A 17657-nucleotide genomic window follows, 5' to 3' on the forward strand; every position below is an offset into this window, starting at 1 on the left:
GATTACACCACGATGCTGATTAACTTGCCTGGCACGACGATGATCTTCTTCGGCGTGGTCTCGACGTACTTCTGCACACTTTCGCACGCCAGCGCGGCCGCTTCGATACTGGCCTTGTCCGCATCCTTGGACACCGTGATCGAGCCGCGCAGCTTGCCGTTCACCTGGATCATCATCTCGATCTCGGACTGCTCCAGCGCTTGCGGGTCGACTTGCGGCCACGGTGCGTTGAGCAGGTCGCCATGCGCACCGGCGTAGCCCAGTTCCTGCCACAGCACGTGGGTGATGTGCGGCGCGACAGGATTGAGCAGGCGCAGGAAGATGGAAAAACCTTCGGCGATCAGCGCTTTCGACTGCGCGCTGTCATCGAGCTTGGCCGATTCCAGGGTGTTGAGCATCTTCATGCAGGCCGACACCACGGTGTTGTACTGGACGCGCTTCAAGTCGTAATCAGCTTGCTGCAGCAGCTTGTGCAATTCGCGGCGCAGGTTTTTCTGCGCATCGCCCGTGGCCGTTACCGCGCCGCCAGCCAGCGCGGCTTGAATCGTGGCCGACTGGGCGTAGCCAAAGTTCCACACGCGGCGCAGGAAGCGGTTCGCGCCTTCGACGCCGCTGCCCGACCATTCCAGCGTCTGTTCCGGCGGCGAGGCGAACATGGTGAACAAACGGGCCGTATCGGCACCGTACTGCTCGATCTGCGCTTGCGGATCGATGCCGTTGTTCTTCGACTTCGACATTTTTTCCGTGCCGCCGATTTCCACCGGCTGGCCGTCGGCCACCAGGATGGCGCTTTGCGGACGGCCCTTGTCATCCAGGGACAGGCGCACGTCGTCCGGATTGAACCAGGTGGTTTTGCCCACGGCATCCTTGCGGAAGTAGGTTTCGTTGAGCACCATGCCTTGCGTCAGCAGGTTCACAAAAGGCTCGTCGAACTTGACCAGGCCGAAATCGCGCATGATCTTGGTCCAGAAGCGCGCGTACAGCAAGTGCATGACGGCGTGTTCGATGCCGCCGATGTACTGGTCCATCGGCATCCAGTAATCGTTGCGCGCGTCGACCATGGCGTCGTTCGAGCCTGGCGAGGTATAGCGCATGTAGTACCACGACGAATCGACGAAGGTGTCCATGGTGTCCGTCTCGCGGCGCGCCGGCTTGCCGCACTGCGGGCAATCGCACTGCAAAAAGGCTTCATATTTGTTCAGCGGATTGCCCGTGCCATCCGGCACGCAGTCTTCCGGCAACACCACCGGCAAGTCTTTTTCCGGCACCGGCACCACGCCGCAATCGGCGCAATGGATCATCGGGATCGGCGTGCCCCAGTAGCGCTGGCGCGAGATGCCCCAGTCGCGCAGGCGGAAGGTGGTTTTCTTCTCGCCCAGGCCCAGCTCCGCCAGGTCGGCCGCCACCGCATCGACGGCGGAAGCGAAATGCAGGCCGTCGTATTTGCCGGAGGCGACACAGACGCCGTCCTTGCTGCCGTACGATTCCTGCCAGGCGTCCGTCGAAAATTCCTGGCCCTTGACGTCGATCACTTGCTTGATCGGCAGATTGTATTTCTTGGCAAAGCCAAAATCGCGCTCGTCGTGCGCCGGCACGCCCATCACGGCGCCATCGCCGTAAGTGATCAGCACGTAGTTGCCGACCCACACTTCCACTTGCGCGCCCGTCAATGGATGGGTGACGAACAGGCCCGTCGGCATGCCCTTCTTCTCCATCGTTGCCATGTCCGCTTCGATCACGGAGCCCAGCTTGCACTCGGCATTAAAAGCGGCCAATGCAGAATTCGTTTGCGCGGCGTGGATGGCCAGCGGGTGCTCGGAGGCCACGGCGCAGAAGGTCACGCCCATGACGGTGTCCGGGCGCGTGGTAAACACATACAGCTTGCCGTCGCCGATCAGGGCGCCATTCGCGTCCTTGATTTCATGCGGGAAAGCGAAGCGCACGCCCGTCGACTTGCCGATCCAGTTGGTCTGCATGGTGCGCACGCGCTCGGGCCAGCCCGGCAGCTTGTCGTCCACATAGGCCAGCAATTCTTCCGCGTAATCGGTGATGCGCGCGTAGTACATGGGGATTTCGCGCTTTTCGATCAGCGCGCCGGAACGCCAGCCGCGGCCGTCGACGACTTGCTCGTTGGCCAGCACGGTCTGGTCGATCGGGTCCCAGTTCACGCTACCGGTCTTCTTGTAGATGATGCCTTTTTCCAGCATCTTCAGGAACATCCACTGGTTCCACTTGTAGTATTCGGGCTTGCAGGCGGTCATTTCGCGCGACCAGTCGATGGCCAGGCCCATCGATTCCATCTGCTGCTTCATGTGGGCGATATTCGAATACGTCCATTGCGCGGGCGGCACATTATTGGCCATGGCCGCGTTTTCCGCCGGCATGCCGAACGCATCCCAGCCCATCGGCATGAGCACGTTATAGCCGTTCATGCGCAGGTAGCGGTACATCACGTCATTGATCGTATAGTTGCGCACGTGACCCATGTGCAGCTTGCCCGAAGGGTAAGGCAGCATCGAGCAGGCAAAATACTTGCCTTTTGGGAAACGCGGGTCGTGTTCGACGGCTTTGTAGGCGTCGATCGCCTTCCAGTGCGATTGGGCGGCTTGTTCGACGTCGGCGGGACTATATTTATCTTGCATGATGTGCGGCCAATAGTGGATATGAACCGAGCATTATACTGGTTGTCGCCACCCGATAGCGCGGCGCGCTGGCGGCCCGGGCTGGCATATTTTGGCAGGCGCGCAATTATGCTGTGTAATATATACGCAATCTTGTTCTTTACTTCAAGTCCGGCCATGATCGTCTACCAGGAATATATGCCCATCCCCGCCCTGCGGCCCTGGCTGGACTGCGTCTGGACGTGCCGCGTGCAAACGGGCGCCACGCCCCTGACGCACCAGGTCTTGCCCGACAATTGCATCGACATCCTGTGCCAGGACCAGCAAGATGCCAGCTTTGCCGTCGGCATGATGACGGTGCCGGTTGCCGTCGTCAGCCAGGGGCTAGTGCAGACGGTGGCGGCCCGCTTCAAGCCGGGCAAGGCGGCCCGTTTCTTCCAGCTGCCCTTGTGCGAACTCAGCGATGGCCGCACGGGATTGCAGCAATTGTGGGGCCGCGAACTGGCGGCGCGCCTGGGCGACGCCCTGTGGAGCGCGCCCTTGTCCAACCTGCAACGCATCGCCATCTTGCAGGATTATCTGCTGTTGCGCCTGCGCACCGCGCCGCCACTGCGCCAGGCCGGCGCGGCCGAATACGCCATCGCGGCCATCGAAGCAGCATCCGGCCAGGTGCGCGTGGATGGCCTGGCGCAGCAACTGGGCGTGTCGCGCCAGCACCTGGCGCTGCAATTTCGCCAGCAAGTCGGCATCAGCCCGAAATTATTTGCCCGTATCTGCCGTTTTCGCGCTGCCAGCGCCGGCATGCAAAGCCTGGCGGGACAGCCGGACTGGGCGCAAGTCGCCTTGCAATACGGCTATTTCGACCAGTCGCACTTGATCCACGACTTCCAGGATTTCGCCCGCAGTTCGCCCGAGGCGTGGCTGACGGGCCGGCGCGCTTGAGCACCTTCCATTTTTCCAATCGCGCGCCGCGCGCCGGTGGCATGATGGCGTCATTCTTCATTCATCAGGAGCAGAACATGATCAAGGGCTTGCGCACCGTCACCTATCCCGTCCCCGACCTGGACAAGGCCAAGGCCTGGTACAGCCAGGTATTCAACACGGCGCCGTATTTCGACCAGCCGTTTTATGTGGGTTTTGCCATCGGCGGCTTCGAGCTTGGGCTGATGCCGGGCGGTGAACCGGGCACGCAGGGCAGCGTGACGTACTGGGGCGTGGACGGCATCGAACAAGAAGTCGAGCGCGTCATCGCGCTGGGGGGCAGCCTGCACCATCCGATCACGGATGTGGGCGACGGCATCCGCACTGTGGAATTGCTCGACCCGTTCGGCAACCAGATCGGCTTCATCGACAATCCCCATTTCGATACGGCCAAGGTACGTTAAGTTGCTTTAAGCGGCAGCCTCGCCTTGCAGCCATGCACGGAATTGTTGCAAGGCCGTCTTTTCATGCGCCGTTTCGGGCGTAATCAGGTAATACGCACGCTGCCCGCGCAGTGGGCGTTCACATACGATGCGCAGTTCGCCACGCGCCAGTTCCGCTTCGACCAGCATGCGCGGCAGCAAGACCGCGCCTTGCCCTTGCACGGCCGCCATGGCCAGCATGGAAAACAGTTCGTAGCGGGCGCCGTAGTGCGCTCCATCGCGCCCCTCCCCCTCGACCTGCATGGCGTCAAACCACTGGCGCCAGGCGCCCGGGCGCGTACTTTGTTGCAACAAGGTCAGTTCCAGCAAATCCTGCGGCCGCCAATGGCTGCGCGCCGCCAGCAGGCGCGGGCTGGCGACGGGCACGATTTCTTCATGCATCAGCAAGGTGGCGCGCGTGCCGGGCCAGCGTGCCAATTGCTCGGGCGTACCCGCATACAGGGCGCAGTCATATTCCGTATCGGCAAACATGAACGGCTTTGTATACGCATCGATATGCACGACGATGTCCGGCTGTTCTCTGGCAAAACTGGCCAGCCGCGGCATCAGCCAGCGCGTGGCAAAGGTGGGCACGGACGCGAGCTGCAGGGCGCCGCCACCGCCCTGGCGCGCCATGGTGTCGAGCGTGTCGCGCTCCAGGCCATCGAGGCGCGCCGCGATCTGCCGCGCATACGCGGCGCCGGCGCTGGTCAGCAATACGCCATGGCGCGTGCGCTGGAATAGTTGCACACCAAGAAAGGTTTCCAAGGAAGATATCTGCCGCGACACGGCGCTTTGCGTCAACGACAATTCAAGCGCTGCATGTGTGTAGCTCTGGTGGCGCGCGGCCGCCTCGAAACAATTTAAAGCTTGCAGCATGGGAATTTTGCGTGACATGGGGGTAGCCGGCCGGTTAAAGACCCTAGTATGCCGCAAGATATGCGTAACGCGCATGTCTGGGTGCGAAAAAATCGTTTGCGCAAGGCTAGGCAAAAACCTACCATGAGCCATATTCAATCTTGCGCCGATCACCGGCGCTCACCTGCGAGGCCTGTGATGAGCAAAACCGTATTCGACTGGAATTCCCCCCTGCTGCTGGAAGAACAACTGACGGGCGACGAACGCGCCGTGCTGGAAGCGGCCCGCGACTATTGCCAAGGCAGCCTGGTGCCACGCGTGCTCGAATCGTTCCGCCATGGCCGCACGGACGCCGCCATCTTCCGCGAAATGGGCGAGCTGGGCTTGCTGGGCACGACGATACCCGAAGAATACGGCGGCGCCGGCCTGAACTACGTTTGCTACGGCTTGGCCGCGCGCGAAGTCGAGCGCGTCGATTCGGGTTACCGCTCGATGATGAGCGTGCAATCGTCGCTGGTGATGGTGCCGATCAATGCCTTCGGCAACGAAGAAACCAAACAGAAATACCTGCCGAAACTGGCGACGGGCGAATTCATCGGCTGCTTCGGCCTGACGGAACCAAACCACGGCTCCGACCCGGGCAGCATGGTCACGCGCGCGCGCAAGGTGCCAGGCGGCTACAGCCTGTCGGGCGCCAAGATGTGGATCACCAACAGCCCTATCGCCGACGTGTTCGTCGTCTGGGCCAAGGATGATGAAGGCGCGATCCGCGGTTTCGTGCTGGAAAAAGGCTGGAAAGGCCTGTCGGCGCCGGAAATCCACGGCAAGGTGGGCTTACGCACCAGCATCACCGGTGAAATCGTCATGGATGAAGTATTTTGCCCGGAAGAAAATGCCTTCCCCGACGTGCGCGGCTTGAAGGGTCCATTTACATGCCTGAACAGCGCCCGCTACGGCATCGCCTGGGGCGCGCTGGGCGCGGCGGAAGACTGCTACCTGAAGGCACGCCAGTACACCATGGACCGCCAGCAATTCGGCCGCCCATTGGCTGCGAACCAGCTAGTGCAAAAGAAACTGGCGGACATGCTGACGGAAATCACCATGGGCTTGCAAGGCTGCTTGCGCCTGGGCCGCATGAAGGATGAGGGTTCGCCTGCCGTGGAAATCACCTCGATCATGAAACGCAACAGCTGCGGCAAGGCGCTCGATATTGCCCGCGTGGCGCGCGACATGATGGGCGGCAACGGCATTTCCGACGAGTTCGGCGTCATCCGCCACCTGGTCAACCTGGAAGTGGTCAACACCTATGAAGGCACGCACGACGTGCACGCGCTGATCATCGGCCGCGCCATCACCGGCATCGCCGCCTTCAACTAATGGACGCCTTGGCTTCCACCTTCGCCGCCACCCTGCGGCCCGCGCCATTGGTCGGCTTGCGCGTGCTGGACCTGTCGCGCGTGCTGGCTGGTCCGTGGGCCGGGCAATTGCTGGCCGACCTGGGCGCCGACGTGGTCAAGGTTGAACAACCGGGCCGCGGCGACGATACGCGCTCCTGGGGTCCTCCCTATCTGAAAGATGAAGACGGCCGCGATACCGCCGAGGCCGCCTACTTCCAGTGCGCCAACCGCAACAAGCGCTCGCTGTGCATCGACCTGGCCGCCCCTGAAGGGCAAGCCCTCGTGCGCCAGCTGGCGCAAGAGGCGGACGTGCTGCTGGAAAATTTCAAGCTGGGCGGCTTGAAGCAATATGGCCTCGATGCGGCCAGCCTCTTGGCGCTCAACCCGCGCCTCGTCTACTGCTCCATCACGGGCTTCGGCCAGGACGGGCCGTATGCGGCGCGCGCCGGCTATGACTTTTTGATCCAGGGCATGGGCGGCTTGATGAGCATCACGGGCGTGCCCGATGGCCAGCCGGGCGCCGGGCCGCAAAAAGTGGGCGTGGCGCAAACGGACATCATGACGGGCCTGTACGCCACCATCGCCGTGCAGGCGGCGCTGGCCGAACGCGAGCGCTCGGGCCTGGGCCAGCATATCGACCTGGCCTTGCTGGACGTGCAAGTAGCGGCGCTGGGCAACCAGGCAGCCAATTACCTGTGCGGCGGCAAGGTGCCCCAGCGCATGGGCAATGCACATCCGAACATTGTTCCATATCAAGACTTTCCCACGGCCGATGGCGACATGATTTTGGCGATCGGCAACGACGGGCAGTTTTCGCGCTTTTGCGCCGTCGCCGGCCACCCGGAATGGGCGCAGGACGAGCGTTTCATGACCAATCCGCAGCGCGTGGCGCACCGGGCGATCTTGATTCCCTTGATGCGCCAGACCACGGTCATGCGCACAACGGCCGAGTGGATCAGCGCCTTCGAGGCGCAAGCCGTGCCGTGCGGCCCCGTCAACCGCATCGACCAGGTCTTTGCCGACCCGCAAGTAGTGGCGCGTGGCTTGAAAGTGGAAATGCCGCATCCGACGGCAGGCACGGTGGCGCTGGTGGCCAATCCCGTGCGCCTGTCCGGCTCGCCGGTGCAATACCGCTTGCCGCCACCGTTGCTGGGCCAGCATACGCAGGAAGTGCTGCAGCAGTGGTTGGGGCTCGATAGCGGCCAGATCGACGGCTTGCGCGAACGCAAGGTCGTCTAAAGAAAAACGCCGGGCAGTTGCAAAACTGTCCGGCGTTTTTTATGTCTTCAGCGTTATTTCAGCACCAGTTTCAGCGCCGGCTTTTCGCCATAGTCTTCGTAACGCTCATTGATGCCGGCGATACAGAACGTGATTTCTTCCAGCAAGTCCGGCGCCTGCGCCTTCATTGCCTCCGCGTCTTGCACGACGATTTCCAGCACTTCGTTCGGCTTCAAACGAAACTTGCTCATGCCGTCTTCGTCGCGCAGGTAGCTGAGGCAATCGACCCAGGCATCCATGCTGTTGCCGTAGAATTCAGGGAAACCGAAGGCTGGCACGCATTGCGCGTGAAAGCTCGCTGCGTCGGTGATGTCTTTTCCATTCAGGATGGCAGTGGCCATAGTGTTCCTCAGTTCTTCAGCGACAGCACATCCTGCATGTCGAACAGGCCGGTCGGCTTGTCGGCCAGGAAACGCGCAGCGCGCAGGGCGCCGTGGGCATAGGTGACGCGGCTGCTCGACTTGTGGCTGATCTCGATACGCTCGCCGATGCCGGCAAACAGCACCGTATGGTCGCCCACGATATCGCCGCCGCGGATGGTGGCAAAGCCGATGGTCGACGGATCGCGTTCGCCCGTCACGCCTTCGCGGCCGTACACGGCGCATTCCTTCAGGTCGCGGCCCAGGGCGCCGGCCACCACTTCACCCATTTGCAGGGCGGTGCCCGATGGCGCGTCGACCTTGTGGCGGTGATGCGCTTCGATAATTTCAATGTCGTAGCCTTCGGACAGGCTTTTCGCGGCCAGTTCCAGCAACTTCATGGTGACATTCACGCCCACGCTCATGTTCGGCGCGAACATGATGGCCGTCTTTTCGGCGGCGGCGGCAATGGCAGCCTTGCCCGCATCATCGAAACCGGTGGTGCCGATGATCATCTTGATGCCGTGCTCGGCGCAATACGCCAAGTGCTGCAAGGTGCCTTCGGGACGCGTGAAGTCGATCAGGTAATCGGCGCCGGCCAGGCCGGTGGCCAGGCTTGACTCGATCAGGACGCCGGCAGGCTTGCCGAGAAAGGCGGCAGCATCCTGGCCGATGGAGGGCGAACCTACACGGTCGAGCGCGCCAGCGAGCACGGCGTCAGGCGCATTGCTGACCGCTTCGATCAGGATATGGCCCATGCGGCCGCTGGCGCCAGCGATGGCAATTTTCAGTTCAGTCATTTTATTCTCTTACAGCAACTTATTTGGTGGGTTCGGCAGTCGGTGCAGCTTCGGCGGCAGGGATCGTTGCAGGTGCCGGTGCAACGTCAGGCTTGCTCACAGGAATAGCGGGGGCGGCATCGGCTGGCACGGGCACGGCGCTCGGCGCCACGGGCGATGGCACGACGGCGGCAGGCACATCGGCCTTGGCGACCTTGACGAACGGCGACGGACCGGCGATACGGTCGATGTATTCTTTCTCCGTCGGCAAGTTGCCGCCTTCGAAACGTTCAACTTTGCCATCCTTGCCAAAGTACACGACCACGCGGCTGCTGGTGGTTTCGCCACTGCCCCGTGCCAGGCGGAATGGGTAATCCCAGCGGTCGGCATGGAAGATATCGGTCAGCAGGGAGGTGCCGAGGACGAAACGCACCTGGTCGCGCGTCATGCCCACTTTCAACTGGGCCAGCATCTCTTCGGAGACAAAGTTGCCTTGTTGAATGTCAGGACGATACGGCGAGAAAAACCACATGAATTTTTGCAGCGGCGTAACGGTGGTCGTTTGTGCGCCCAGCTCGGGGACCAGCTCCTTGCCTTCTTTTTGGCTGGCGGCCGGCTTTTCGCCAAGGATGCCACGGCTGGCGCAGCCGGACATGGCGAGCGCGACACAGACCATGCCTGCCACGACTGGTGCTCGAAATGAAATACGGTGCCAGAGAGATGGCAATACAGCCGGTGTTACGCGCATAAATGACCTCAATTGGATGAACAAAACGCCAGGAGTGACCGGCCTGCCAAAAAATGCATATTTTGGCACTCCCCGACAAAACGCTATATGATAAAGCACCTGACCCACATACGAGCAACAAACATGAGTAACAATCCTAGTGATCTCAAGGCAAGCGGCCTGAAAGCCACCCTGCCACGCCTGAAGATACTCGATATCTTCCAGAGTAGCCCGGTACGCCACCTGACAGCAGAAGACGTCTATAAAATTCTGCTGGCCGACAATATGGATGTCGGTTTGGCAACTGTCTACCGTGTCCTGACGCAATTTGAACAAGCAGGTTTGCTCAACCGCAACCATTTTGAAACCGGCAAGGCTATTTTCGAGCTCAACGAAGGTTCCCACCACGATCACCTGGTGTGCCTCGACTGTGGCCGGGTCGAAGAATTCTTCGACGAAGAGATCGAAATCCGCCAGCAAAAAGTGGCTGAAGAGCGTGGCTTCAAAATTGCCGAACACGCCTTGGCCATCTACGGCAACTGCATCAAGACGGCTTGCCCGCACAAAACCGCCTGACGCTTGCCGGCCGCTCCCATGGGGCGGCTGGCGCAGCATTGAGCAGCATCAATGATGGCTGAGCGCGCTTGACAGCAACTTGGCCGTGATATCGACGATCGGAATGACGCGCTCGTACGCCATGCGCGTCGGTCCGATCACCCCCAACGTTCCCACGATCTTGCCGTTGACCTCATACGGCGCCGTCACCACGCTCATCTCATCCATCGGCACCAGGTTCGATTCACCGCCGATGAAAATCTGCACGCCCGTCGCCTTGCTCGACACGTCGAGCAGCTGCATCAAGCCCGTTTTTTGCTCGAACATGTCAAACATCTGGCGCAGTGAATGCATGTTCGATGACAGATCACTCACGCTGAGCAAGTTGCGTTCGCCGGAAATCACCATGTCATCGCTATGATCGGCCATCGCTTCGCTGCCCGCTTCCACGGCCGCCTGCATCAGGCTGCCCATGTCGTCGCGCAGCTGGCGCAATTCGCCCTGCAGGCGCACGCGCACGGCATCGAACGACAGACCGCCATAATTCTGGTTGATGTAATTGGCCGATTGCACCAGTTGCGCCGGCGTGTAGTCGGCCTCCGTCAACAGCAGGCGGTTCTGCACGTCGCCGCCCGGGGCAACGATGACGAGCAGGATGCGCTTTTCGGACAGGCGCAGGAATTCAATTTGCTGGAACACGGATTCCCGGCGCGGACTGAGCACAACGCCGGCAAACTGCGACAGCGACGACAGCATCTGCGCCGCGTTGGCGATGGTTTTCTGCGGCTGCGGCGTCTGCAGGCGCATGCGCGACTCCACCATGTGCTCATCCAGATGCCGGACGGTCAGCAAGGTGTCGACAAAAATGCGGTAGCCGCGCGGCGTGGGAATGCGTCCGGCCGAGGTATGCGGACTGGAGACATAACCGAGTTCTTCCAGGTCAGCCATGATGTTGCGGATCGTGGCCGGCGACAGCTCCAGGCCGGAGATTTTCGACAAGGCGCGCGAACCGACCGGCAGGCCGTCGGCGATATATCGCTCGACCAGGGCTTTCAGCAGTGTTTGGGCACGTGTATCGAGTTGCATGGTGTTTTATTTAAGCAAGTATTTTTTAAGCAAGTATTCTTTAGGCACGCGGCAACGAAAGCGACCGAAGCACCCATTATGCACGTTCGCCCGTCCGGCGGCGATCAATCTTCCAGTTGCTGCTGCAGCCACAGCAGCAACTCGTCAAAGTTGGCGCAGATGGCGTCGGGCTGCACGCCGGCGGCCAGGTGGGCGTCGCTGCCCTTGCGGTTCATCCAGACGGCGCGCATGCCCGCCCCTTGCGCTCCCGTCACGTCGAAATACAGGTCGTCCCCCACATACACGGCTTCATGGGGCGCCACGTCCAGCGCGGCGCAAGCGGCCAGGAAGATGCTGGCATCGGGCTTGGCCACGCCAAACTCGCTGGCGGCGATGGACACCTTGAAATGCTGCGCCAGGCCGATAATGTCAAGGTCCGCATTGCCATTCGAGATGGAGCCGACCAGCATGCGCTGGCGCATCCAGGCCAGGCCAGGCAAGACGTCGTCATACGGCTGGACGCGGTTGCGCGCGGCCAGGAATTGCACGATGGCCTGCTCGACCAGGGAGGCATCCTCGCCGGCAGCCTCGAAGGCGGCCAGCAAACCGGCGCGGCGCAACTCGATCAGGTTGCCATGGAAATGCGGTTGTTCCTTGAGCATGGCCAGACGGTGCTGGCGCAGCACCTCGATGGAAAACTGCTGCGCGACCTTGGGCGCATGCGTGGCCAGCCAGTCGTGCAGCAGGGTTTCGGCGGCGGCAATCACGGGCGCGATGGGCCACAAGGTATCGTCGAGGTCGAACAGGATGGCCTTGGGCGGCACGGCGGGTTTTACAGGGGCAAGGGACATGGGACTCACGGTGGATGCCGCGCCACGATGCGCAGCCTGCATCTATTGTCGCACTGATCGCCGCCGCCGGCATGGCTGCGCCCCTATGAAATGGGGCCGGGCCAGCGCTTCCCGGCGAAAAATTGTTACAGGGTGATACAAGGCAAGATCATCCAGCTTGCCAGATAGACTAAAATAGGCGCCATTCCAATGCGGCGCCAGCGTCCGCGTTGCGCTACCCAACCTAATTCGTTTTGGAGAATGTATGAAAAATTTGTACCTGCGCTCGATGCTGGCGGCGGCTTGCGCCGTCACACTGGCAGCCTGCGGCGGCAGCGGCGGCAACCTGTATCTGCAAGGCACAGTCAGCGGCCTGGCCAAGGATGGCCTGATTCTCTTGAATGATGGGGAACGCTTGCCGGTTCCTGCGGGCCAGGGCCAGTTTGTTTTCACCAAACTGATCAAGACCGATGACCGCTACGACATCACCATTGTGCAGCAACCAAAGGGCGCCGTTTGCAGTATTACCAACGGCAGCGGCAAGGCATCGAGCTATTCCGTGAGCACTGCCTTAGTGAGCTGCCAGACCAATACCTACCCGCTGAGCGGCACGATCACGGGCCTGACCGCTGGCGGCTTGCGCCTGGTGATGGGCCCTAACGGCACCAGCCCACTGGCTGGCGTCACCTCCTACACATTCGAAAAGGTAGCTGACGGCGCCGCATACGGCATTTCCATACTGACTCAGCCAACGGGCCTGACGTGCCGCTTCCAGGGTTCAAAGAGTGCCGACGGCAGCGATACGGTCGGCACGATGGGCTCTGCCGCTACGACCGCGGCCACACTTGACTGCACACCGCAGTAATCCTTGCGATCCGTCACCTATTTTTTGGAGAAATACATGAAGTTATCCTGCCTGCGCCCACTCGCCGCGCTGCTGCTGACCCTGGGACTGGCCGCTTGCGGCGGCAAGGCCTCGTATGATGTCAGTGGCACCATCAGCAACTTGAACACCGACGGCCTGGTCCTGGCCAACGGCGGCGACACCCTCCCGGTTCCATCCGGAAAGACCGCGTTCACATTTATCAAACGCATCGACTATGGCACCGACTACAACATCACCGTGCAAACCCAGCCTGCCCACATGACTTGCGGCATCAGTGGCGGCTCCGGTTCGGCTGGCCATTACATCAACATCAGTGCCGCTGTTACTTGCTCGCAAAACAGATATACAGTGGGCGGCACGGTTTCCGGCCTGACGGTGGACGGCCTGGTGCTGATTAACGGTAGTGCAATAACAACGGTGGCCAAGGACGCCACGACCTTTACCATGGCCGGCTCTGTCGACTATGGCAGCACCTATGCCATCAGCGTCTCCGCCCAGCCTAAGGGTCTGGAGTGCAAGGTACAGCCGGGCACCGGCGGCGGCACCATGGGCGAAGCGAATGTGACGTCGGTGAAGATCGCCTGTAATCCGGTCTGAGTTGCAGGAACGGTAGCCGCCATGCGGCTACCGGGAAGAGATATCACTGAAATCAATAATTGATATTCAAAATATAAATTGGAGTTATATGTGGCGATGCAGCATAATGCATCTGTCTCCTCCAACTCTTCCAAGAATTGGATTTAGCCCGCTTTTACCAGCGGGCTTTTTTTTGCCCAAAATTTCTCAAACGGGTTTGCTCAACCCGGGCTGCAGCATTTGCACGATGCTGGAGAAATCCTGCTGCGCATAACCGGCTTGCGCATGCATCTGGTACAGCTGGCGCACCAGGCCGCCCAGTGGCGTGGGCGCGTTTGCTGACAAGGCCGACTGCTGCGCCAGGCCCAGGTCTTTCAGCATCAGCGCGGTGCCGAAGCCGCCAGTGTAATTGCGCGACGCGGGCGTGCCCTCCATGACGCCGGGCCACGGGTTGTACACTTCCAGGGTCCAGTTGCGGCCCGAACTCTTGGCCATGATGTCGGACAACACTTTCGGGTCCAGGCCATGCGCCACGCCCAGGTTCAGCGCCTCGGCCGTACCGGCCATCAAGATGCCCAGCAGCATGTTGTTGCAAATTTTCGCTACCTGCCCCGCGCCCGCCTCGCCCGCATGGAAGATGTTCTTGCCCATCTTTTCCAGCAGGGGCCGCGCCTGCTGCAAGGCCGCTTCGCTGCCACCGACGATGAAGGTCAAGGTGCCGGCCGCCGCGCCCGCCGTGCCGCCCGAGACGGGCGCATCGAGCATAGCAAAACCCCGCTCGCTGGCTGCCTGCGCCACCTGGCGCGCCACATCGGCAGCGATGGTGCTGCAATCGATGAACAGGGCGCCAGGCTTGGCCGAGTCCAGCACGCCGCCAGCCGCCAGGTACAGTTCCTGCACGTGCTTGTTGGCAGGCAACATGGTGATGACGGCGTCTGCCGTCTGCACGGCCGCGCTGGCCGATGCGGCCGCCGTGGCGCCCGCCTCAACCAGCGAGGCCACGGCCGCCGGCGCCAGGTCGAATACGGACACATGGAAGCCGGCGGCCACCAGGTTGCGGGCCATCGGCGCGCCCATGTTGCCCAGGCCGATGAAAGCGATATGTTGCATACAATGTCTCCTGTAGCGCCTAAAAAATCCCATGGCGTTGTTGCCTTGCCTAGTCGTACTGGTCGTACTGCCTTCGGCAAGGCGCCTAGCCCTGAGCATTTTTATGCACTACTTAAATGTTTAAATGGGTAGGTCGGCCAGCGGATGCGTGCTCCACGGCGCGGCAAAATATTCATTGAGATACGTTGCGCTGACGTCGGCCAGGCTGGCCGGCTGCCATTGCGGCGCGTTGTCCTTGTCGATCAGCAAGGCGCGTACGCCTTCGCTGAAGTCCGCATGGGCGCAACATTGCACGGCGACAATCAATTCCAGCTGAAACACTTGCGCCAAACTCATGTGAAGAGTGCGCTCGCGCATGGCCCATACCAGGGCGGCCGAGCTGGGTGCGCCCTTGTCCAGCGAGTGGGCAGCCTTTTGCAGCCAGGCCGAATCACCGTCATACGCGGCGATGGCCACCACCACTTCAGGCAAGGTGGGCGCTTGCGTCAGCGCGGCGATGGCGTCGAAGTTGGCGCGCACTTCGGAGACGGGCAGCATGGACGTGGGCGCCGAGAAGCCGCGCAGCAAGCGGGTCAACTGCTGGTGATTGGCCTGCGGGCTGGCTTGCCATTGTGCCAGCGCCAGCGCATCGAGCACCATGGCGCGCTCCTCCTGGTGCAGAAAATAGTCGCCCAAGCCCGTGAACAGGGCATCGGCCGCGTTCATCGGCGCGCCCGTCAAGCCCAGGAACAGGCCGCAGCGCCCCGGCATGCGGCCCAGGAACCAGCTGCCGCCCACGTCGGGGAACAGGCCAATCGTAATTTCCGGCATGGCGATGCGCGTGCTTTCCGTCACCACGCGATGGCTGGCGCCCGCCATCAAGCCCAGGCCGCCGCCCATGACGATGCCGCCGCCCCACACCAGCAGCGGCTTTGCATAGGTATGGATGCGGTGGTCGAGCCGGTATTCCTCGGCAAAGAAAGCCAGCGCCTGCGGGTTCGGCACGATGCCCGGCTGCTCGGCCACGGCCGAACGCAGGCTGCGCACATCGCCGCCTGCGCAAAAGGCCTTGTCGGTCGACGATTGCAGCACCACGCAGGCGATGGCGTCGTCACCGGCCCAGCGCACCAAGGCCCCATCGATGGCGCGGATCATGTCCAGGGTCAAGGCATGCAGCGATTTCGGCGCGTCGAGGGTGATGACACCCAGCTTCATGCCGCCGGGACAGTCGCGTTCCTCGATTTTCACGGTTTCAAGCAAGGTTTCAGCCACGATTTCACCCAAGGTTTCAGCCATTGCGCCACTCCGCCGGACGTTTTTCCAGGAACGCTTGCACGCCCTCTTTCTGGTCTTGCGTATCGAACAAGCCCAGGAACAGGGTGCGTTCATCGGGCAAGGAATTGACCAATGGATGGCTGCGCGCACCCTGGATCAGGGTCTTGCACGCCGTCACGCTGCTGGGGCTCTGGCGCGCCACCTTGGCGGCCAGGGCCAGCGCCGTGGCGGCGGCCTTGCCCGTTGGCACGACTTCCTCGACCAAGCCGATGGCCAGGGCCTTGGCCGCATCGACGCGCTCGCCACATAAAATCATGCGCTTGGCCCAGCCTTCGCCCACCAGCCACGGCAAGTGCTGCGTGCCGCCCGCGCACGGCAACAAGCCGACGGACGCTTCCGGCAAGGCCATCTGCGCATGCTCCTCGGCAATGCGGATGTCGCAAGCGAGCGCGCATTCGAGCCCGCCGCCCATGGCATAGCCATTGATGGCGGCGATGCTGACGCCGCGAAACGCAGACAGCGCTTCGAAGGCCTCGCCAAAAGCGGCGGCCATGGCAAACGCCGTGTCCTTGTTACCATCGGCAAACACTTTCAGGTCGGCGCCGGCCGAGAAGAACTTGGCGCCACCGCCCGTGATCACCAGCGCATACACGTCCGGGTCGGCATTCAGGTCGGCCACCAGTTGCGTCAGCGCGTTCAGGCTGGCCAGGGTCCACGTGTGGGCGGGCGGGTTGTCGAGGGTCACCAGGGCCGTATGGCCACGGCGTTCCAGCAGCAGGTTGGTATACACTTTGCTCATCGTAAGGTCTCCGTGGCGCCGTCTTTCAAAATCGCTCGCGCGACGATCAGGCGCATGATTTCATTCGTCCCTTCCAGGATCTGGTGCACCCGCGTGTCGCGCACGTGGCGCTCGAGCGGATACTCGCGGATGTAGCCGTAGCCGCCGTGCAGCTGCAGCGCATCGTTGGCCACATTGAAGCCCACATCCGTAGCGAAACGTTTGGCCATGGCGCAATACGCCGTGGCGTCCGGGCTTTCCTGATCCAGTTTCCAGGCCGCCAGGCGCACCATCTGGCGCGCCGCCACCAGTTCCGTCAGCATGTCGGCCAGCTTGAATTGCAAGGCCTGGAATTGCGCCAGCTCGCGGCCGAACTGCGTGCGCTCCTTCATGTACGCCTGCGCCCGCGTGAGGGCCGCTTGCGCCGTGCCCACCGAGCACACGGCAATGTTGATGCGCCCGCCATCGATGCCCTTCATGGCGATGGCAAAGCCTTCGCCTTCCGCGCCCAGCAAGTTGCCGACAGGCACTTTCACCTGGTCAAAGCTGATGATGCGCGTGGGCTGGCTGTTCCAGCCCATCTTTTCCTCTTTCTTGCCATACACGATGCCGGGCAGATTCGCCGGCACGGCAAAGGCAGAAATCCCGGCAGCACCCTCGCCGCCCGTGCGCGCCATGACGATCAGCATGTCCGTCTGGCCCGCGCCGGAGATAAACGCTTTCGTACCGTCGAGCACGTAGAAATCGCCATCCCTGACGGCTTTGGTGCGCAAGGACGCTGCGTCGGAACCGGACTGCGGTTCCGTCAGGCAATAGCTGGCCAGCTTCTGGCCGGCTGCCAGGGCCGGCACCCACTCGTCGCACAGGGCTTCCTGACCCCAGCGCGACAGCATCCAGGTGGCCATGTTGTGGATGGTGATGTAGGCCGTGGTCGAGGTGCAACCGCCGGCCAGCTCCTCGAAGACGATGGCCGCATCCTGGCGGCTCAAGCCCAGGCCGCCCCAGCGCTGCGGCGTGTACAGGCCGCAAAAGCCCATCTCGCCCGCCTTGGCGATGGTTTCCACTGGGAAAATCGATTCCGCATCCCAGTGCGCCGCGTGCGGCGCCAGTTCGCCTTCGGCAAACGCGCGCGCCGCCTGCTGGAACTCGCGCTGCTCGTCGCTCAGTTCAAAGTCCATGCC

18 protein-coding genes are annotated in these 17657 nt (G+C 62.0%); 7 read left to right on the forward strand and 11 right to left on the reverse strand.

What is annotated here, in order from left to right; translation table 11 throughout:
- Positions 1–2: 2 nt before the first annotated feature.
- Positions 3–2642 carry a leucine--tRNA ligase gene (gene leuS / locus ACQ4WP_RS11740; protein ID WP_436520742.1) on the reverse strand — a complete coding sequence of 880 codons (2640 nt, stop codon included), beginning with the start codon at positions 2640–2642 and terminating at the stop codon, positions 3–5.
- Between the two features lie 177 nt (positions 2643–2819).
- On the opposite strand from leuS, the gene ACQ4WP_RS11745 reads away from it, so the two are divergent.
- Together ACQ4WP_RS11745 and ACQ4WP_RS11750 are read left to right on the forward strand one after the other, a co-directional pair.
- On the forward strand, positions 2820–3563 hold the full coding sequence (locus ACQ4WP_RS11745; RefSeq protein ID WP_436520744.1) for a DUF6597 domain-containing transcriptional factor: 744 nt from the start codon (positions 2820–2822) through the stop codon (positions 3561–3563).
- Entirely contained in the window at positions 3560–4006 is a 447-nt protein-coding gene (locus ACQ4WP_RS11750; protein WP_436520746.1) for a VOC family protein, read from the forward strand. Before ACQ4WP_RS11745 ends, ACQ4WP_RS11750 begins: the two co-directional genes overlap by 4 nt.
- 6 nt (positions 4007–4012) lie before the next feature.
- On the opposite strand, the gene ACQ4WP_RS11755 is transcribed toward ACQ4WP_RS11750, so the two are convergent.
- Positions 4013–4921 (reverse strand): LysR substrate-binding domain-containing protein, encoded by a 909-nt coding sequence (locus ACQ4WP_RS11755; protein WP_436520748.1) that lies wholly within the window; start codon positions 4919–4921, stop codon positions 4013–4015.
- 159 nt (positions 4922–5080) lie between these two features.
- Between ACQ4WP_RS11755 and ACQ4WP_RS11760 the strand changes: the two genes are divergently transcribed.
- Together ACQ4WP_RS11760 and ACQ4WP_RS11765 are read left to right on the forward strand one after the other, a co-directional pair.
- Complete coding sequence (locus ACQ4WP_RS11760) at positions 5081–6259, forward strand: acyl-CoA dehydrogenase (protein WP_035822683.1); 1179 nt, start codon at positions 5081–5083, stop codon at positions 6257–6259.
- On the forward strand, positions 6259–7518 hold the full coding sequence (locus tag ACQ4WP_RS11765; protein WP_436520750.1) for a CaiB/BaiF CoA transferase family protein: 1260 nt from the start codon (positions 6259–6261) through the stop codon (positions 7516–7518). The genes ACQ4WP_RS11760 and ACQ4WP_RS11765 overlap by 1 nt, the downstream gene beginning before the upstream one ends.
- Before the next feature lie 53 nt (positions 7519–7571).
- On the opposite strand, the gene ACQ4WP_RS11770 is transcribed toward ACQ4WP_RS11765, so the two are convergent.
- From ACQ4WP_RS11770 to ACQ4WP_RS11780, 3 genes are read right to left on the reverse strand one after another with little or no spacing between them, the layout of a single operon-like run.
- Positions 7572–7898, reverse strand: a complete 327-nt coding sequence (locus tag ACQ4WP_RS11770; protein WP_436520752.1) for a barstar family protein — start codon at positions 7896–7898, stop codon at positions 7572–7574.
- Positions 7899–7906: 8 nt separating this feature from the next.
- Positions 7907–8716, reverse strand: coding sequence for a 4-hydroxy-tetrahydrodipicolinate reductase (gene dapB, locus ACQ4WP_RS11775; protein WP_436520754.1), 810 nt, complete (start codon positions 8714–8716; stop codon positions 7907–7909).
- Between the two features lie 19 nt (positions 8717–8735).
- A complete protein-coding gene (locus ACQ4WP_RS11780; RefSeq protein ID WP_436520952.1) occupies positions 8736–9371 on the reverse strand; it encodes an outer membrane protein assembly factor BamE in 636 nt (211 codons plus the stop codon).
- Between the two features lie 195 nt (positions 9372–9566).
- Between ACQ4WP_RS11780 and fur the strand changes: the two genes are divergently transcribed.
- The gene (fur, locus tag ACQ4WP_RS11785; protein ID WP_099761922.1) at positions 9567–9998 is read left to right on the forward strand and encodes a ferric iron uptake transcriptional regulator; all 432 of its coding nucleotides are present in this window, start codon (positions 9567–9569) and stop codon (positions 9996–9998) included.
- A gap of 48 nt (positions 9999–10046) precedes the next feature.
- Here fur and hrcA read toward each other — a convergent pair whose 3' ends face one another.
- Both hrcA and ACQ4WP_RS11795 read right to left on the reverse strand, forming a co-directional pair.
- Positions 10047–11063 carry a heat-inducible transcriptional repressor HrcA gene (gene hrcA / locus ACQ4WP_RS11790; RefSeq protein ID WP_436520756.1) on the reverse strand — a complete coding sequence of 339 codons (1017 nt, stop codon included), beginning with the start codon at positions 11061–11063 and terminating at the stop codon, positions 10047–10049.
- A gap of 104 nt (positions 11064–11167) precedes the next feature.
- Positions 11168–11893 carry an HAD family hydrolase gene (locus ACQ4WP_RS11795; protein WP_436520758.1) on the reverse strand — a complete coding sequence of 242 codons (726 nt, stop codon included), beginning with the start codon at positions 11891–11893 and terminating at the stop codon, positions 11168–11170.
- A 244-nt stretch (positions 11894–12137) separates the two neighbouring features.
- On the opposite strand from ACQ4WP_RS11795, the gene ACQ4WP_RS11800 reads away from it, so the two are divergent.
- Both ACQ4WP_RS11800 and ACQ4WP_RS11805 read left to right on the forward strand, forming a co-directional pair.
- Complete coding sequence (locus ACQ4WP_RS11800) at positions 12138–12737, forward strand: hypothetical protein (RefSeq protein WP_436520760.1); 600 nt, start codon at positions 12138–12140, stop codon at positions 12735–12737.
- 36 nt (positions 12738–12773) lie between these two features.
- Positions 12774–13355, forward strand: a complete 582-nt coding sequence (locus ACQ4WP_RS11805) for a hypothetical protein (protein ID WP_436520762.1) — start codon at positions 12774–12776, stop codon at positions 13353–13355.
- Positions 13356–13541: 186 nt separating this feature from the next.
- On the opposite strand, the gene mmsB is transcribed toward ACQ4WP_RS11805, so the two are convergent.
- From mmsB to ACQ4WP_RS11825, 4 genes are read right to left on the reverse strand one after another with little or no spacing between them, the layout of a single operon-like run.
- Positions 13542–14543: a 3-hydroxyisobutyrate dehydrogenase gene (gene mmsB, locus ACQ4WP_RS11810; protein WP_436520764.1), complete on the reverse strand. Its 1002-nt coding sequence runs from the start codon at positions 14541–14543 to the stop codon at positions 13542–13544.
- 21 nt (positions 14544–14564) lie between these two features.
- Positions 14565–15719, reverse strand: coding sequence for an enoyl-CoA hydratase/isomerase family protein (locus tag ACQ4WP_RS11815; RefSeq protein WP_436520766.1), 1155 nt, complete (start codon positions 15717–15719; stop codon positions 14565–14567).
- On the reverse strand, positions 15712–16497 hold the full coding sequence (locus ACQ4WP_RS11820) for an enoyl-CoA hydratase (RefSeq protein ID WP_099403951.1): 786 nt from the start codon (positions 16495–16497) through the stop codon (positions 15712–15714). Before ACQ4WP_RS11820 ends, ACQ4WP_RS11815 begins: the two co-directional genes overlap by 8 nt.
- Positions 16494–17654: an acyl-CoA dehydrogenase family protein gene (locus tag ACQ4WP_RS11825; RefSeq protein ID WP_071075240.1), complete on the reverse strand. Its 1161-nt coding sequence runs from the start codon at positions 17652–17654 to the stop codon at positions 16494–16496. Before ACQ4WP_RS11825 ends, ACQ4WP_RS11820 begins: the two co-directional genes overlap by 4 nt.
- Between the last annotated feature and the right edge of the window lie 3 nt (positions 17655–17657).

It is taken from the genome of Janthinobacterium lyxosi (assembly GCF_051380665.1).
Lineage (GTDB): Bacteria > Pseudomonadota > Gammaproteobacteria > Burkholderiales > Burkholderiaceae_D > Janthinobacterium.

Excerpts from the sequence above, each read along its gene's own strand:
- leuS (WP_436520742.1), bottom strand. The coding sequence starts at position 2,642 with ATGCAAGATAAATATAGTCCCGCCGACGTCGAACAAGCCGCCCAATCG.
- ACQ4WP_RS11745 (WP_436520744.1), top strand. The coding sequence starts at position 2,820 with ATGCCCATCCCCGCCCTGCGGCCCTGGCTGGACTGCGTCTGGACGTGC.
- ACQ4WP_RS11755 (WP_436520748.1), bottom strand. The coding sequence starts at position 4,921 with ATGTCACGCAAAATTCCCATGCTGCAAGCTTTAAATTGTTTCGAGGCG.
- ACQ4WP_RS11760 (WP_035822683.1), top strand. The coding sequence starts at position 5,081 with ATGAGCAAAACCGTATTCGACTGGAATTCCCCCCTGCTGCTGGAAGAA.
- ACQ4WP_RS11765 (WP_436520750.1), top strand. The coding sequence starts at position 6,259 with ATGGACGCCTTGGCTTCCACCTTCGCCGCCACCCTGCGGCCCGCGCCA.
- ACQ4WP_RS11770 (WP_436520752.1), bottom strand. The coding sequence starts at position 7,898 with ATGGCCACTGCCATCCTGAATGGAAAAGACATCACCGACGCAGCGAGC.
- dapB (WP_436520754.1), bottom strand. The coding sequence starts at position 8,716 with ATGACTGAACTGAAAATTGCCATCGCTGGCGCCAGCGGCCGCATGGGC.
- ACQ4WP_RS11780 (WP_436520952.1), bottom strand. The coding sequence starts at position 9,371 with ATGGTCTGTGTCGCGCTCGCCATGTCCGGCTGCGCCAGCCGTGGCATC.
- fur (WP_099761922.1), top strand. The coding sequence starts at position 9,567 with ATGAGTAACAATCCTAGTGATCTCAAGGCAAGCGGCCTGAAAGCCACC.
- hrcA (WP_436520756.1), bottom strand. The coding sequence starts at position 11,063 with ATGCAACTCGATACACGTGCCCAAACACTGCTGAAAGCCCTGGTCGAG.
- ACQ4WP_RS11795 (WP_436520758.1), bottom strand. The coding sequence starts at position 11,893 with ATGTCCCTTGCCCCTGTAAAACCCGCCGTGCCGCCCAAGGCCATCCTG.
- ACQ4WP_RS11800 (WP_436520760.1), top strand. The coding sequence starts at position 12,138 with ATGAAAAATTTGTACCTGCGCTCGATGCTGGCGGCGGCTTGCGCCGTC.
- ACQ4WP_RS11805 (WP_436520762.1), top strand. The coding sequence starts at position 12,774 with ATGAAGTTATCCTGCCTGCGCCCACTCGCCGCGCTGCTGCTGACCCTG.
- mmsB (WP_436520764.1), bottom strand. The coding sequence starts at position 14,543 with ATGCTCAGGGCTAGGCGCCTTGCCGAAGGCAGTACGACCAGTACGACT.
- ACQ4WP_RS11815 (WP_436520766.1), bottom strand. The coding sequence starts at position 15,719 with ATGGCTGAAACCTTGGGTGAAATCGTGGCTGAAACCTTGCTTGAAACC.
- ACQ4WP_RS11820 (WP_099403951.1), bottom strand. The coding sequence starts at position 16,497 with ATGAGCAAAGTGTATACCAACCTGCTGCTGGAACGCCGTGGCCATACG.
- ACQ4WP_RS11825 (WP_071075240.1), bottom strand. The coding sequence starts at position 17,654 with ATGGACTTTGAACTGAGCGACGAGCAGCGCGAGTTCCAGCAGGCGGCG.